The sequence below is a fragment of the Neisseria maigaei genome, from assembly GCF_958267405.1.
Lineage (GTDB): Bacteria > Pseudomonadota > Gammaproteobacteria > Burkholderiales > Neisseriaceae > Neisseria > Neisseria bergeri.
Genome location: NZ_CATQFT010000002.1, coordinates 79700 through 93295 on the forward strand (window position 1 = coordinate 79700; position 13596 = coordinate 93295).

The following is a 13596-nucleotide window of genomic DNA, read 5'->3' on the forward strand; positions in this document are numbered from 1 at the left end:
AGGACGATATGGCAAGCATTCAAAACTTATACGAGACCGTTGTCGGTGTGCTTGGCGATCAGGCAAGCAAAGTCATTTCAGCTTTGGGCGAGATTACCGTCGAGTGTCTGCCTGAACACTATATTTCAGTCATGACCACGCTGCGCGACCATGAAGAACTGCATTTCGAGCTTCTGGTTGACTTGTGCGGTGTCGATTACAGCACTTATAAAAACGAATTATGGCAGGGCAAGCGCTTTGCCGTCGTCAGCCAGCTTCTTTCCGTTAAAAACAATCAGCGCATCCGCGTGCGCGTCTGGGTTTCAGACGACGACTTCCCCGTAGTCGAATCCGTAGTCGATATTTACAACAGCGCGGATTGGTACGAACGCGAAGCCTTCGATATGTACGGCATCATGTTCAACAATCACCCGGACTTGCGCCGCATCCTGACCGATTACGGTTTCGTCGGACATCCGTTCCGCAAAGACTTCCCGATTTCCGGCTATGTGGAAATGCGTTACGACGAAGAGCAAAAACGCGTGATTTACCAACCTGTTACCATTGAGCCGCGCGAGATCACACCGCGTATCGTCCGTGAGGAGAACTACGGTGGCCAATAAATTAAGAAACTACACCATCAACTTCGGCCCGCAACATCCTGCGGCGCACGGCGTATTGCGTATGATTTTGGAGTTGGAGGGCGAAACCATCGTCCGTGCCGACCCGCACATCGGTCTCCTGCACCGCGGTACTGAAAAACTGGCTGAAACCAAAACCTATCTGCAAGCCCTACCCTATATGGACCGCTTGGACTACGTTTCCATGATGGTTAACGAGCAGGCGTATTGCTTGGCAGTAGAAAAACTTGCCGGTATCGATGTACCTATCCGCGCCCAATACATCCGCGTGATGTTCGCCGAAGTAACGCGCATCCTCAATCACTTGATGGGCATCGGTTCGCACGCCTTCGACATCGGCGCGATGACCGCCATCCTTTACGCCTTCCGCGACCGCGAAGAGCTGATGGACTTGTACGAAGCCGTGTCCGGCGCGCGTATGCACGCCGCCTACTTCCGTCCCGGCGGCGTTTACCGCGATCTGCCCGACTTCATGCCCAAATACGAGAGCAGCAAATTCCGCAACGCCAAAGTATTGAAGCAGCTCAACGAATCCCGCGAAGGCACCATGCTCGACTTCATCGACGCCTTTTGCGAACGCTTCCCCAAAAACATCGACACACTCGAAACCCTCCTGACCGACAACCGTATTTGGAAACAGCGTACCGTCGGCATCGGCGTCGTCTCCCCCGAACGCGCCATGCAAAAAGGCTTTACCGGCGTTATGTTGCGCGGTTCGGGCGTGGAATGGGACGTACGTAAGAAACAACCGTATGAAGTGTACGACCAAATGGATTTCGACATCCCTGTCGGTGTGAATGGCGACTGCTACGACCGTTACCTCTGCCGTATGGAAGAAATGCGTCAATCCGTGCGCATCATCAAACAATGCGTTGACTGGCTGCGCGTCAATCCCGGCCCGGTCATTACCACAAACCACAAATTTGCTCCGCCCAAACGTACCGAAATGAAAACAGGTATGGAAGACCTGATTCACCATTTCAAACTCTTTACCGAGGGTATGCACGTTCCCGAGGGCGAGACCTATACCGCTGTCGAACATCCGAAAGGCGAGTTCGGCGTTTACATCATTTCAGACGGTGCAAACAAACCCTACCGCCTGAAAATCCGCGCACCCGGCTTCGCCCACCTGCAAGGCATGGACGAAATGGCAAAAGGCCACATGCTCGCTGACGTCGTTGCCATCATCGGTACGCAGGACATCGTATTCGGGGAGGTTGACCGATAATGTTATCCGCAGAATCCTTAAAACAAATCGACATCGAGTTGGCGAAATATCCCGCCGACCAACGCCGTTCCGCCATCATGGGCGCGTTGCGTATCGCCCAAACCGAAAAAGGCTGGCTCGCCCCCGAAACCATCGCTTTTGTCGCCGACTACATCGGCATCTCGCCTGCACAAGCCTACGAAGTCGCCACTTTCTACAATATGTACGACCTTGAGCCTGTCGGCAAATACAAACTGACCGTTTGTACCAACCTGCCCTGCGCCCTGCGCGGCGGTATGGCGACCGGCGAATACATCAAACAAAAACTCGGTATCGGCTACGGCGAAACCACGCCCGACGGCAAATTTACCCTTGTCGAAGGCGAGTGCATGGGCGCGTGCGGCGACGCTCCGGTTATGCTGGTCAACAACCACAGCATGTGCAGCTTTATGACCGAAGAGGCGATTGAGAAAAAATTAGCAGAATTAGAATAGATTATCCGGATGCAGCCGGGGTTGTAATCAAATTTAAACGGTTATTCCAAAATTCTAAATTGTGATTTTAAAAAGTAACAATAAAAAAGGAGTGGTTGATGAGGGGGGTAATTGTCAAATGGGATGACGAAAAAGGTTATGGTTTTATACGGATAGATGGCGGTAACAAAGAAATCTTCTGCCATATTTCCGACTTTTCCTCAAGAAACCCGCGTCCTGAGATTAACGAGGCGGTCGGTTTTGAAGTGGTTTCAGACGGCAAGGGAAGATTTTCTGCAAAACAGATACGCTATCTGAATCGGGAGTGTGCAGTTTCTCCCGGATACCGCAAAAAACATCGAAAAGACGAGGAATCTCCCACTTCGATTGTTCAGGTTGTGCTGTCTTTGTTGGTCGGTTTGCTGCTTGTTTCGGTAATCGGCTATAAGGCGTATCAATATGCGTCAGAGAAGCTGACTCCGAAACAGGAAAATACGCCGGTTAAAACGCAAGTATTGCCCGAAATAAAACGGCAGCAGCCCGACAGCAGCCCATACCGTTGCGACGGCAGGCAATATTGCTCACAAATGACTTCGTGCGAAGAAGCCAAATGGTTTGTGAGGAACTGTTCCGATACCAAGATGGACGGCGATGGCGACGGCATTCCGTGTGAAAATATGTGCAGCGGATGGTAATTTTGATTGATGACGGGAAGAACAAACACAGGTTTGGTTCAGATTAAACGAAGACAGGAAAATGCCGTCTGAAAACAGACGAACCGTTTCAGACGGCATCAGGAACATTGAGACGGCAGGCAGCCGCAAACGATACGAAAACAAACAGGCACACCAAAAATGGCTATTTACCAATCAGGCGTGATTTTTGACCAAGTGGATACCGCCAATCCCGATTGTTGGACATTGGACGAATACGTCAAACGCGGCGGCTATACCGCCCTGCGTAAAATCCTGTCCGAAAACATCTCGCAAACCGACGTGATTGACGAAGTCAAAACCTCCGGCTTGCGCGGGCGCGGCGGTGCGGGCTTCCCGACCGGTTTGAAATGGAGCTTTATGCCCCGTTCCTTCCCGGGCGAAAAATATGTGGTTTGCAATACCGACGAAGGCGAGCCCGGTACATTTAAAGACCGCGACATTATTATGTTCAATCCCCATGCCCTGATTGAAGGCATGATTATTGCCGGTTACGCGATGGGTGCGAAAGCGGGCTACAATTACATTCACGGCGAAATTTTCGAAGGCTACCAACGTTTTGAAGCCGCTTTGGAGCAGGCGCGTGCCGCAGGCTTTTTGGGTAAAAATATTTTGGGTTCGGATTTTGAATTTGAACTCTTTGCCCACCACGGCTACGGCGCATATATTTGCGGCGAAGAAACCGCATTGCTCGAATCGTTGGAAGGCAAAAAAGGCCAGCCGCGCTTTAAACCGCCATTCCCTGCTTCGTTCGGCCTGTACGGCAAACCGACCACCATCAACAATACCGAAACGTTCTCCTCCGTCCCCTTCATTATCCGTGACGGCGGTCAGACGTTTGCCGACAAAGGCATTCCGAATGCCGGCGGTACCAAATTGTTCTGTATTTCCGGTCATGTTGAGCGTCCGGGCAACTATGAAGTGCCGTTAGGCACGCCGTTTGCCGAAATCCTGAAAATGGCGGGCGGTATGCGCGGCGGTAAAAAACTTAAAGCCGTCATTCCCGGCGGTTCGTCCGCGCCAGTTTTGCCTGCCGATATCATCATGCAGACCAATATGGATTATGACTCGATTTCCAAGGCAGGCTCGATGCTGGGTTCCGGTGCGATTATCGTGATGGACGAAGACGTGTGCATGGTCAAAGCCCTCGAACGCTTAAGCTACTTTTACTACGACGAGTCTTGCGGCCAATGCACCCCGTGCCGCGAAGGTACGGGCTGGCTCTACCGCATCGTCCACCGCATCGTAGAAGGCAAAGGTAAAATGGAAGATTTGGATTTGCTGGATTCCGTCGGCAACCAAATGGCAGGCCGCACCATCTGCGCCCTTGCCGATGCCGCCGTCTTCCCCGTACGCAGCTTTACCAAGCATTTCCGTGATGAGTTTGTGCATTACATCGAACACGGCGGACCGATGAAACCGAATAAGTGGTGTTGAGGGAATATAACAATGATTATGGATTTAAAGACTAGTATTTAGAATGTCTGGATATTCAAATCGGAGGATGAGGCAAAATTGGCTCTTGATTATATTCAAGAGGCGGTCGATGAATGGATTGGTACAAATTGTGATAAGCCTTTTGCCGTCCGTGATTTGTTCGGTGGTGAAAGTGCGTGGGATTGGCAGGATATGCCATTAGAACCTTTATGGAAAAATTATCGTGAAAAGGGGAAAACTCCTGAAGAAGCATTTGATTTAGCAGCAAAGGCAGCAGGAAAACTATTAAAAATAGTTTTGGACAAAGATAGAAAAAGAAGGTTCCAAGTGCATAAAGGTTATGTCAATAGCTATTCATGGATTGCTGAAGAATAAATTTGTTGTACACGAAGAAATATATAAATCGCCGTCATTCCCGCGTAGGCGGGAATCCATAGTGGAATCTACAGAACCCGATATTTGAAAAGCAGTTGCTAAAATCCAAAAAAGGATTCCCGCCTACGCGGGAATGACGGCGGGAGTGGCCAGATGTTTTCAGATGAAAACGGCTGTAAATGATATTGAAAAAAGTTGTTTATATTGCAGGAAACAATAAATGCGAAACCATCCGCTTGCTAGGCAACCTGCCGTATATATTTTGGCAAACGGTAAAAACGGAACACTCTATATCGGCGTTACCATGAATCTGCCGGAAAGAGTTTGGCAGCACAAAAACCATGTCAATATTGATGGCTTTACTGCCCGATATGATGTGCATGATTTAGTTTGGTATGAGTTTTTTGAGAATATGCCTGAAGCAGTTGCCAAAGAAAAAACGATGAAAAAATGGCGACGTGAATGGAAGATTAAACTGATTGAAGAACAAAATCCCGAATGGTTGGATTTGTCGGGCGTGTTGTTTGTTTAGTTTTATTTCTGGAACTTTAAAAACTGTCGTTATTCCAGCTCCCGCCTACGCAAGGGCAGGCTACGGCGGGAATTACTGCAAAAGTTAACAAACAGATGTTTGAAAAACAGTTACCGAAACCCAAGAATGGATTCCCGCCTGCGCGGGAATGACGGCAAGATGGTGGTGTTTTGACAGCATTAACTACCAACTAAACTCAAAAGGCCGTCTGAAGCCCATTTTTCAGACGACCTCCATAAAAGATTATTTATTAAATACCCGTAACTAGGAACGAACCATGTTACAAATCGAAATCGACGGCAAACAGGTATCTGTGGAGCAGGGCGCGACGGTGATTGAAGCCGCGCACAAGCTCGGTACTTATATCCCGCATTTCTGTTACCACAAAAAACTTTCCATCGCCGCCAACTGCCGTATGTGTTTGGTGGACGTGGAAAAAGCCCCCAAACCTCTGCCCGCCTGTGCCACGCCGGTAACGGACGGCATGATTGTGCGTACGCATTCGGCAAAGGCGAGGGAGGCACAGGAAGGTGTGATGGAGTTCCTGCTCATCAACCATCCGCTCGACTGTCCGACCTGCGACCAAGGCGGCGAATGCCAGTTGCAGGATTTGGCGGTGGGCTACGGCAAAACCACCAGCCGCTACACCGAAGAAAAACGTTCCGTCGTCGGCAAGGATATGGGTCCTTTGGTTTCCGCCGAGGAAATGAGCCGCTGTATCCACTGCACCCGCTGCGTGCGTTTCACCGAAGAAATCGCCGGCCTGCAGGAAATTGCGATGGCGAATCGCGGCGAACACTCCGAAATCATGCCTTTTATCGGCAAAGCAGTGGAAACCGAATTGTCAGGCAACGTCATCGATTTGTGTCCTGTCGGTGCATTGACCAGCAAACCGTTCCGCTTTAACGCGCGTACTTGGGAATTGAACCGCCGCAAATCCGTTTCCGCCCATGATGCTTTGGGCAGCAACCTGATTGTACAAACCAAAGATCATACTGTCCGCCGCGTGTTGCCATTGGAAAACGAAGCCATCAACGAATGCTGGCTGTCCGACCGCGACCGTTTCGCCTACGAAGGCCTGTATCACGAAAGCCGTCTGAAAAACCCGAAAATCAAACAGGGCGGCGAGTGGATGGACGTGGATTGGAAAACCGCGTTGGAATATGTCCGCAGCGCGATTGAATGTATCGCCAAAGACGGCAACCAAAACCAAGTCGGCATTTGGGCCAATCCGATGAATACGGTTGAAGAGCTGTATCTGGCCAAAAAATTTGCCGACGGCTTGGGTGTTAAAAACTTTGCAACCCGTTTGCGCCAACAAGACAAACGTCTTTCAGACGGCCTTAAAGGTGCGCAATGGTTGGGACAAAGCATTGAATCTTTGGCTGACAATGATGCCGTATTGGTAGTCGGCGCGAACTTGCGCAAAGAACAGCCGCTCCTGACCGCCCGCCTGCGCCGCGCCGCCAAAGACCGTATGGCCTTGAGCGTATTGGCCAGCAGTAAAGAAGAATTGTTTATGCCGCTTCTGTCTCAAGAAGCTGCACATCCCGACGAGTGGGCAGGCCGTCTGAAAAACCTGTCTGCCAATGCGGAACACGCCGTTACCGCCAGCCTGAAAAACGCTGAAAAAGCAGCAGTGATTTTGGGCGCGGAAGTGCAAAACCATCCCGATTACGCCGCCATTTATGCCGCCGCGCAAGAGCTGGCAGATGCGACCGGCGCAGTGCTGGGTATTTTGCCGCAAGCCGCCAACAGCGTCGGTGCGGATGTCTTGAATGTAAACTCCGGCGAGAGCGTTACTGAAATGGCAAACGCGCCGAAACAGGCAGTCTTGCTGCTCAACGTCGAGCCTGAAATCGATACGGTTGACGGCGCAAAAGCCGTGGCCGCGTTGAAACAGGCGAAAAGCGTGATGGCGTTTACGCCGTTTGTCAGCGAAACGCTGCTGGACGTATGCGACGTGTTGTTGCCGATTGCGCCGTTTACCGAAACATCAGGCAGCTTCATCAATATGGAAGGCCGTCTGCAATCCTTCCACGGCGTGGTACAAGGCTTCGGCGATTCGCGTCCGCTGTGGAAAGTGTTGCGCGTATTGGGCAACCTGTTTGACCTGAAAGGCTTTGAATACCACGATACCGCCGCGATTCTGAAAGACGCGTTGGACGCGGAAAGCCTGCCGTCCAAACTGAACAACCGCGCAGCTTCGAGTCAAAAAGATTTTCAGACGGCATCAAGCCGCCTTGTGCGCGTGGGCGGAGTCGGCATCTATCACACCGATGCCATCGTGCGCCGTTCCGCACCGTTGCAAGAAACCGGCCATGCCGCCGTGCCTGCCGCTCGTGTAAATCCGAACACATTGGCACGCTTGGGCCTGCAAGACGGACAAGCCGCTGTCGCCAAACAAAACGGCGCAAGCGTATCGGTTGCAGTCAAAGCCGATGCCGGTTTGCCTGAAAACGTGGTGCATCTGCCGCTGCATACCGAAAATGCCGCGCTGGGTGCGTTGATGGACACTATTGAACTGGCGGGAGCTTGATCATGCAAGAATGGTTCCAAAACCTCTTTGCCGCAACGCTCGGTCTGGGCGATTTGGGTATCACCGTAGGCTTGGTGGTATCCGTCATCGTCAAAATCGTGATTATCCTGATTCCGCTGATTCTGACCGTTGCCTACCTGACGTATTTCGAACGTAAAGTCATCGGCTTCATGCAGCTTCGCGTCGGCCCGAACGTAACCGGCCCGTGGGGTCTGATTCAGCCGTTTGCCGACGTGTTCAAACTCTTGTTTAAAGAGGTAACCCGTCCGAAGCTGTCAAACAAAGCCCTGTTCTATATCGGCCCGATTATGTCGCTCGCCCCGTCTTTTGCGGCGTGGGCAGTGATTCCGTTCAACGAAGAATGGGTGCTGACCAATATCAATATCGGCCTTTTGTATATCCTGATGATTACCTCGCTGTCGGTTTACGGCGTGATTATCGCGGGCTGGGCTTCCAACTCCAAATATTCGTTCTTGGGCGCAATGCGTGCTTCCGCGCAAAGTATTTCTTACGAAATCGCCATGAGTGCCGCGCTGGTGTGCGTCGTGATGGTGTCGGGCAGCATGAACTTCTCCGACATCGTTGCCGCGCAGGCAAAAGGCATCGCGGGCGGTTCCGTGTTCTCGTGGAACTGGCTGCCGCTCTTCCCCATCTTCATCGTCTATCTGATTTCCGCCGTTGCCGAAACCAACCGCGCGCCGTTTGACGTGGCAGAGGGTGAGTCTGAAATCGTTGCCGGACACCACGTCGAATATTCCGGCTTCGCATTCGCGCTGTTCTTCCTCGCCGAATACATTTTCATGATCCTGATTGCCGCGCTGACATCGCTGATGTTCCTCGGCGGCTGGCTGTCCCCGTTCCCGCAAAGCTGGGGCATTGTCGGAACGCCTTCCGCATTCTGGATGTTCGTGAAAATGGCGGCAGTGCTGTACTGGTATCTGTGGATCCGTGCAACCTTCCCACGCTACCGTTACGACCAAATCATGCGCCTAGGCTGGAAAGTGCTGATTCCGATCGGCTTCGCCTACATCGTGATTTTGGGCGTGTGGATGATTTCACCGCTGAATTTGTGGAAATAAGTTTCAGACGGCATCTTGAGGCCGTCTGAACAAAGCGATTTTGAATACCTAACGAAATCCCTGTTTTGAGGGAACATAATATGGCTAACTTAGTAAAAACCTTTCTGCTCGGCGAGTTGGTAAAAGGTTTGGGCGTAACGCTCAAAAACTTTTTTGCCCGCAAAGACACAATTTATTTCCCCGAAGAGAAAACGCCGCAATCCGTGCGTTTCCGCGGCCTGCACGCGCAACGCCGTTATCCGAACGGCGAAGAGCGCTGTATCGCGTGTAAATTGTGCGAGGCAGTTTGTCCGGCAATGGCGATTAACATCGAATCGGAAGAACGCGAAGACGGCACCCGCCGCACCAAGCGTTACGACATCGACCTGACCAAGTGCATCTTCTGCGGTTTCTGCGAAGAAGCCTGCCCGACCGATGCGATTGTGGAAACCCATATTTTTGAATACCACGGCGAGAAAAAAGGCGACTTGCACATGACCAAGCCGATTCTTTTGGCCATTGGCGACAAATACGAAGCTGAAATCGCCAAACGCAAAGCCGCTGACGCACCGTATCGTTAAGGAGCAGACGAATGACTTTTTCCGCGATTCTGTTCTATATCCTTGCCGCCATCGTTTTGTACGGTGCGGTTCGTACCGTTACTGCTAAAAACCCTGTACATGCCGCTTTGCATTTGGTGCTGACTTTCTGCGTGAGCGCGATGATTTGGATGCTGATGCAGGCAGAGTTTTTGGGCGTGACGCTGGTGGTGGTTTACGTCGGTGCCGTGATGGTGTTGTTCCTGTTCGTTGTGATGATGTTGAACATCGACATTGAAGAAATGCGTGCTGGTTTCTGGCGGCATGCGCCTGTTGCCGGTGTGGTCGGTACGCTGTTGGCGGTTGCGCTGATTCTGATTTTGGTCAACCCGAAAACCGACCTGGCCGCATTTGGTCTGATGAAAGACATTCCTGCCGATTACAACAATATCCGTGATTTGGGCAGCCGTATTTATACCGATTACCTGTTGCCGTTTGAATTGGCGGCGGTATTACTGCTGTTGGGTATGGTGGCGGCGATTGCGCTGGTTCACCGTAAAACGGTTAATCCGAAACGTATGGACCCTGCAGATCAAGTTAAAGTACGCGCCGACCAAGGCCGTATGCGTCTGGTGAAAATGGAAGCGGTCAAACCGCAAGTCGAATCTGCCGAAGAAAGCGAAGTTTCAGACGGCCTCAAGCCGGAAGGGGAGGGCAAAGCATGATTACCTTGACGCATTATCTGGTATTGGGTGCGCTCCTGTTCGGTATCAGCGCAATGGGTATCTTTATGAACCGCAAAAACGTGCTGGTATTGCTGATGTCCATCGAGCTGATGCTCTTGGCGGTGAACTTCAACTTTATCGCTTTCTCCCAATATTTGGGCGATACTGCCGGACAGATTTTCGTATTCTTCGTACTGACCGTTGCCGCTGCCGAATCCGCCATCGGTTTGGCGATTATGGTATTGGTGTACCGCAACCGACAAACGATTAATGTTGCCGATTTGGACGAGTTGAAAGGGTAAAGGTAGGTTGGGTTGAGGCCCGACAGGGCACCGATGCCGTCTGAAAACCCGATAGGAAAAACGATGAAGTCCATAGACGAACAAAGCCTGCATAATGCCTGCCGCCTGTTTGAAAGCGGCGATATCGACCGTATCGAAGTCGGTACCACCGCGGGCCTGCAACAGATTCACCGTTACCTGTTCGGCGGCTTATATGATTTTGCGGGTCAAATCAGGGAAGACAACATTTCCAAAGGTGGTTTCCGTTTTGCCAACGCCATGTATCTGAAAGAGGCTTTGGCTAAAATCGAGCAGATGTCCGAGCGGACTTTTGAAGAAATCATCGCCAAATATGTTGAAATGAACATTGCCCATCCGTTTTTGGAGGGTAATGGCAGAAGTACCCGCATCTGGCTGGACTTGGTGCTGAAGAAAAACCTGAAAAAAGTCGTGAACTGGCAAAATGTAAGCAAAACCCTGTATTTGCAGGCGATGGAACGCAGCCCCGTCAACGATTTAGAACTGCGCTTTCTGTTAAAGGACAACCTGACTGACGATGTGGACAACCGTGAAATCATTTTTAAAGGTATTGAGCAGTCATATTATTACGAAGGGTATGAGAAAGGTTGAATGCCGTCTGAAAGCGGGTTCGGACGGTTTCGGACGACCTCAGAAGGGAAACGTTCATGATTACGGTAATCATATTATTGATATTCGGTAAAATGCAGGAGTATTACGCAGACCGTTCCGCCACATGGATGTGGGCGGCAGCTTTTGCTGTTGTGATTTCGTTATTCTCCTTGGCGGGCGGAATTTTTGCCGCACTCATTAGCGGCGCGATTTCCGGATTGTACGCATGGGCCTATTTTTTTCTGCTGCGACGGTTCACCGACAATCTGCCTGTTTGGGTCTTGATTTATGCTGCCGGTGCTATTTTGCCCTTACTGTTGGTTTTTTCTCGGGTGGCTTAACCCTTCCCTTGAACGTGAATTTTTAAATCGATTAGGTTCAATCAAATGAACGACATGACTTTATATCTGACTATCGCCCTCGTACCTTTGGCAGGCTCGCTGATTGCGGGTTTGTTCGGCAACAAAATTGGACGTGCCGGCGCGCATACCGTAACAATACTCGGTGTGGCGGTGTCCGCCTTGCTGTCGGCTTATGTGCTGTGGGGATTCCTCAATGGCAGCCGTGCCAAGTTTGACGAGAACGTTTATACCTGGCTGACAATGGGCGGCTTGGATTTTTCCGTCGGCTTCTTGGTCGATACGATGACGGCGATGATGATGGTCGTGGTAACGGGCGTGTCGTTGATGGTGCATATCTACACCATCGGCTATATGCACGACGAAAAAGTCGGCTACCAACGCTTCTTCAGCTATATTTCTTTGTTTACTTTCAGCATGTTGATGCTGATTATGAGCAACAACTTCATCCAGCTCTTCTTCGGCTGGGAGGCTGTGGGTTTGGTGTCGTACCTTTTGATCGGTTTCTATTTCAAACGTCCGAGCGCAACATTTGCCAACCTGAAAGCCTTTTTAATCAACCGTGTCGGCGACTTCGGCTTTTTGCTCGGTATCGGCTTGGTGCTTGCCTATTTCGGCGGCAGCCTGCGCTATCAAGATGTATTCGCTTATCTGCCTAATGTTCAGACGGCCACTATCCAACTGTTCCCCGGTGTGGAATGGTCTTTGATTACCGTAACCTGTTTGCTCCTGTTTGTGGGTGCGATGGGTAAATCGGCACAATTCCCGCTGCATGTCTGGCTGCCTGATTCGATGGAAGGTCCGACACCGATTTCCGCATTGATTCACGCCGCAACCATGGTTACCGCCGGTCTGTTCATGGTATCGCGTATGTCGCCGATTTATGAGATGAGCAGCACTGCGCTGTCGGTCATTATGGTTATCGGTGCGATTACTGCCCTGTTTATGGGTTTCTTGGGCGTGATTCAAAACGACATCAAACGTGTGGTGGCGTATTCCACCCTGTCGCAACTGGGCTACATGACCGTGGCTCTTGGCGCGTCCGCCTATTCCGTGGCGATGTTCCATGTGATGACCCATGCTTTCTTTAAAGCCTTGTTGTTCTTGGCCGCAGGTAGCGCGATTATCGGTATGCACCACGACCAAGACATGCGCCATATGGGCAACCTGAAAAAATACATGCCGATTACTTGGCTGACCATGCTGATCGGTAACTTGTCGCTGATCGGTACGCCGTTCTTCTCAGGCTTCTATTCCAAAGATTCGATTATCGAAGCAGCCAAATACAGCACCCTGCCGGGCAGCGGCTTTGCCTATTTCGCCGTTCTCGCCAGCGTGTTCGTTACCGCGTTTTACGCTTTCCGCCAATACTTTATGGTGTTCCACGGCGAAGAGAAATGGCGCAGCCTGCCCGAACACCATTCAGACGGCCATGGCGAAGAACATCACGGTTTGGGCAAAAACGACAATCCGCACGAAAGCCCGCTGGTCGTTACCCTGCCGCTGATTCTGCTTGCCATTCCGTCCGTCATCATCGGCTACATCGCCATCGAACCCATGCTCTACGGCGATTTCTTCAAAGACGTGATTTTTGTCAACGCCGACGCGCATCCGACCATGCACATCATGCAAGAAGAGTTCCACGGCGCATTGGCGATGGTGTCGCACAGCCTGCATTCGCCCGTCCTCTACCTCGCAATCGCAGGCGTATTGAGCGCATGGCTTTTGTACGTCAAACTGCCGCACCTGCCCGCCAAAATCGCGCAGGCGTTCCGTCCGGTTTACGTTTTGTTTGAAAACAAATACTACTTCGACGCCCTGTATTTCAACGTCTTTGCCAAAGGCACGCGTGCATTGGGTACTTTCTTCTGGAAAGTCGGTGATACCGCCATTATCGACAATGGTATCGTTAACGGCTCTGCCAAACTGGTCGGCGCGATTGCCGCGCAAGTGCGTAAAGCCCAAACCGGCTTTATCTACACCTACGCCGCCGCTATGGTATTCGGCGTATTGGTCTTGCTCGGCATGACCTTCTGGGGCTTGTTCAGATAAGGATGAGGCTTCAGACGGCCTCTTCAAACGTCGTCTGACAAACCAACCCGCACAAC

General features: G+C 51.2%; 16 protein-coding genes. All 16 read left to right on the forward strand.

Going from position 1 to position 13596, the window contains the following annotated elements:
* The first annotated feature begins 8 nt into the window (after window positions 1-8).
* The 16 genes from Q3O06_RS01460 (at window position 9) to nuoL (ending at window position 13540) form a co-directional block, all read left to right on the forward strand.
* Window positions 9-602 (forward strand): NADH-quinone oxidoreductase subunit C, encoded by a 594-nt coding sequence (locus Q3O06_RS01460; protein WP_003750574.1) that lies wholly within the window; start codon window positions 9-11, stop codon window positions 600-602.
* Window positions 592-1848, forward strand: coding sequence for an NADH dehydrogenase (quinone) subunit D (nuoD, locus tag Q3O06_RS01465; protein WP_070497252.1), 1257 nt, complete (start codon window positions 592-594; stop codon window positions 1846-1848). The genes Q3O06_RS01460 and nuoD overlap by 11 nt, the downstream gene beginning before the upstream one ends.
* Window positions 1848-2321, forward strand: coding sequence for an NADH-quinone oxidoreductase subunit NuoE (gene nuoE / locus Q3O06_RS01470; RefSeq protein WP_301817243.1), 474 nt, complete (start codon window positions 1848-1850; stop codon window positions 2319-2321). Before nuoD ends, nuoE begins: the two co-directional genes overlap by 1 nt.
* A gap of 98 nt (window positions 2322-2419) precedes the next feature.
* The gene (locus tag Q3O06_RS01475; protein ID WP_301817247.1) at window positions 2420-2995 is read left to right on the forward strand and encodes an excalibur calcium-binding domain-containing protein; all 576 of its coding nucleotides are present in this window, start codon (window positions 2420-2422) and stop codon (window positions 2993-2995) included.
* Window positions 2996-3056: 61 nt separating this feature from the next.
* Window positions 3057-3179 (forward strand): hypothetical protein, encoded by a 123-nt coding sequence (locus Q3O06_RS01480; RefSeq protein WP_003681679.1) that lies wholly within the window; start codon window positions 3057-3059, stop codon window positions 3177-3179.
* Window positions 3155-4450, forward strand: coding sequence for an NADH-quinone oxidoreductase subunit NuoF (nuoF, locus tag Q3O06_RS01485; RefSeq protein WP_301817249.1), 1296 nt, complete (start codon window positions 3155-3157; stop codon window positions 4448-4450). The genes Q3O06_RS01480 and nuoF overlap by 25 nt, the downstream gene beginning before the upstream one ends.
* 78 nt (window positions 4451-4528) lie before the next feature.
* Window positions 4529-4825, forward strand: a complete 297-nt coding sequence (locus Q3O06_RS01490) for a hypothetical protein (RefSeq protein WP_025463775.1) — start codon at window positions 4529-4531, stop codon at window positions 4823-4825.
* A 220-nt stretch (window positions 4826-5045) separates the two neighbouring features.
* Entirely contained in the window at window positions 5046-5357 is a 312-nt protein-coding gene (locus Q3O06_RS01495) for a GIY-YIG nuclease family protein (protein WP_285070903.1), read from the forward strand.
* 277 nt (window positions 5358-5634) lie between these two features.
* Window positions 5635-7896: an NADH-quinone oxidoreductase subunit NuoG gene (gene nuoG, locus Q3O06_RS01500; protein WP_301817259.1), complete on the forward strand. Its 2262-nt coding sequence runs from the start codon at window positions 5635-5637 to the stop codon at window positions 7894-7896.
* Between the two features lie 2 nt (window positions 7897-7898).
* Window positions 7899-8975, forward strand: a complete 1077-nt coding sequence (nuoH, locus tag Q3O06_RS01505; protein WP_002218648.1) for an NADH-quinone oxidoreductase subunit NuoH — start codon at window positions 7899-7901, stop codon at window positions 8973-8975.
* 80 nt (window positions 8976-9055) lie between these two features.
* Window positions 9056-9535: an NADH-quinone oxidoreductase subunit NuoI gene (nuoI, locus tag Q3O06_RS01510; RefSeq protein WP_002218650.1), complete on the forward strand. Its 480-nt coding sequence runs from the start codon at window positions 9056-9058 to the stop codon at window positions 9533-9535.
* An 11-nt stretch (window positions 9536-9546) separates the two neighbouring features.
* The gene (locus Q3O06_RS01515; protein ID WP_118779612.1) at window positions 9547-10218 is read left to right on the forward strand and encodes an NADH-quinone oxidoreductase subunit J; all 672 of its coding nucleotides are present in this window, start codon (window positions 9547-9549) and stop codon (window positions 10216-10218) included.
* Complete coding sequence (nuoK, locus tag Q3O06_RS01520) at window positions 10215-10520, forward strand: NADH-quinone oxidoreductase subunit NuoK (protein ID WP_004519135.1); 306 nt, start codon at window positions 10215-10217, stop codon at window positions 10518-10520. Before Q3O06_RS01515 ends, nuoK begins: the two co-directional genes overlap by 4 nt.
* A 33-nt stretch (window positions 10521-10553) precedes the next feature.
* Window positions 10554-11129, forward strand: a complete 576-nt coding sequence (gene fic / locus Q3O06_RS01525; RefSeq protein ID WP_301817263.1) for a protein adenylyltransferase Fic — start codon at window positions 10554-10556, stop codon at window positions 11127-11129.
* A gap of 56 nt (window positions 11130-11185) precedes the next feature.
* Entirely contained in the window at window positions 11186-11470 is a 285-nt protein-coding gene (locus tag Q3O06_RS01530) for a hypothetical protein (RefSeq protein WP_025458230.1), read from the forward strand.
* Between the two features lie 45 nt (window positions 11471-11515).
* Window positions 11516-13540: an NADH-quinone oxidoreductase subunit L gene (gene nuoL, locus Q3O06_RS01535; protein WP_301817264.1), complete on the forward strand. Its 2025-nt coding sequence runs from the start codon at window positions 11516-11518 to the stop codon at window positions 13538-13540.
* The last annotated feature ends 56 nt before the right edge of the window (window positions 13541-13596 follow it).

Coding starts and splice junctions, on each gene's coding strand:
- Q3O06_RS01460 (WP_003750574.1), top strand. CDS start 9: ATGGCAAGCATTCAAAACTTATACGAGACCGTTGTCGGTGTGCTTGGC.
- nuoE (WP_301817243.1), top strand. CDS start 1,848: ATGTTATCCGCAGAATCCTTAAAACAAATCGACATCGAGTTGGCGAAA.
- Q3O06_RS01475 (WP_301817247.1), top strand. CDS start 2,420: ATGAGGGGGGTAATTGTCAAATGGGATGACGAAAAAGGTTATGGTTTT.
- Q3O06_RS01480 (WP_003681679.1), top strand. CDS start 3,057: ATGCCGTCTGAAAACAGACGAACCGTTTCAGACGGCATCAGGAACATT.
- nuoF (WP_301817249.1), top strand. CDS start 3,155: ATGGCTATTTACCAATCAGGCGTGATTTTTGACCAAGTGGATACCGCC.
- Q3O06_RS01495 (WP_285070903.1), top strand. CDS start 5,046: ATGCGAAACCATCCGCTTGCTAGGCAACCTGCCGTATATATTTTGGCA.
- nuoG (WP_301817259.1), top strand. CDS start 5,635: ATGTTACAAATCGAAATCGACGGCAAACAGGTATCTGTGGAGCAGGGC.
- nuoH (WP_002218648.1), top strand. CDS start 7,899: ATGCAAGAATGGTTCCAAAACCTCTTTGCCGCAACGCTCGGTCTGGGC.
- nuoI (WP_002218650.1), top strand. CDS start 9,056: ATGGCTAACTTAGTAAAAACCTTTCTGCTCGGCGAGTTGGTAAAAGGT.
- Q3O06_RS01515 (WP_118779612.1), top strand. CDS start 9,547: ATGACTTTTTCCGCGATTCTGTTCTATATCCTTGCCGCCATCGTTTTG.
- nuoK (WP_004519135.1), top strand. CDS start 10,215: ATGATTACCTTGACGCATTATCTGGTATTGGGTGCGCTCCTGTTCGGT.
- fic (WP_301817263.1), top strand. CDS start 10,554: ATGCCGTCTGAAAACCCGATAGGAAAAACGATGAAGTCCATAGACGAA.
- Q3O06_RS01530 (WP_025458230.1), top strand. CDS start 11,186: ATGATTACGGTAATCATATTATTGATATTCGGTAAAATGCAGGAGTAT.
- nuoL (WP_301817264.1), top strand. CDS start 11,516: ATGAACGACATGACTTTATATCTGACTATCGCCCTCGTACCTTTGGCA.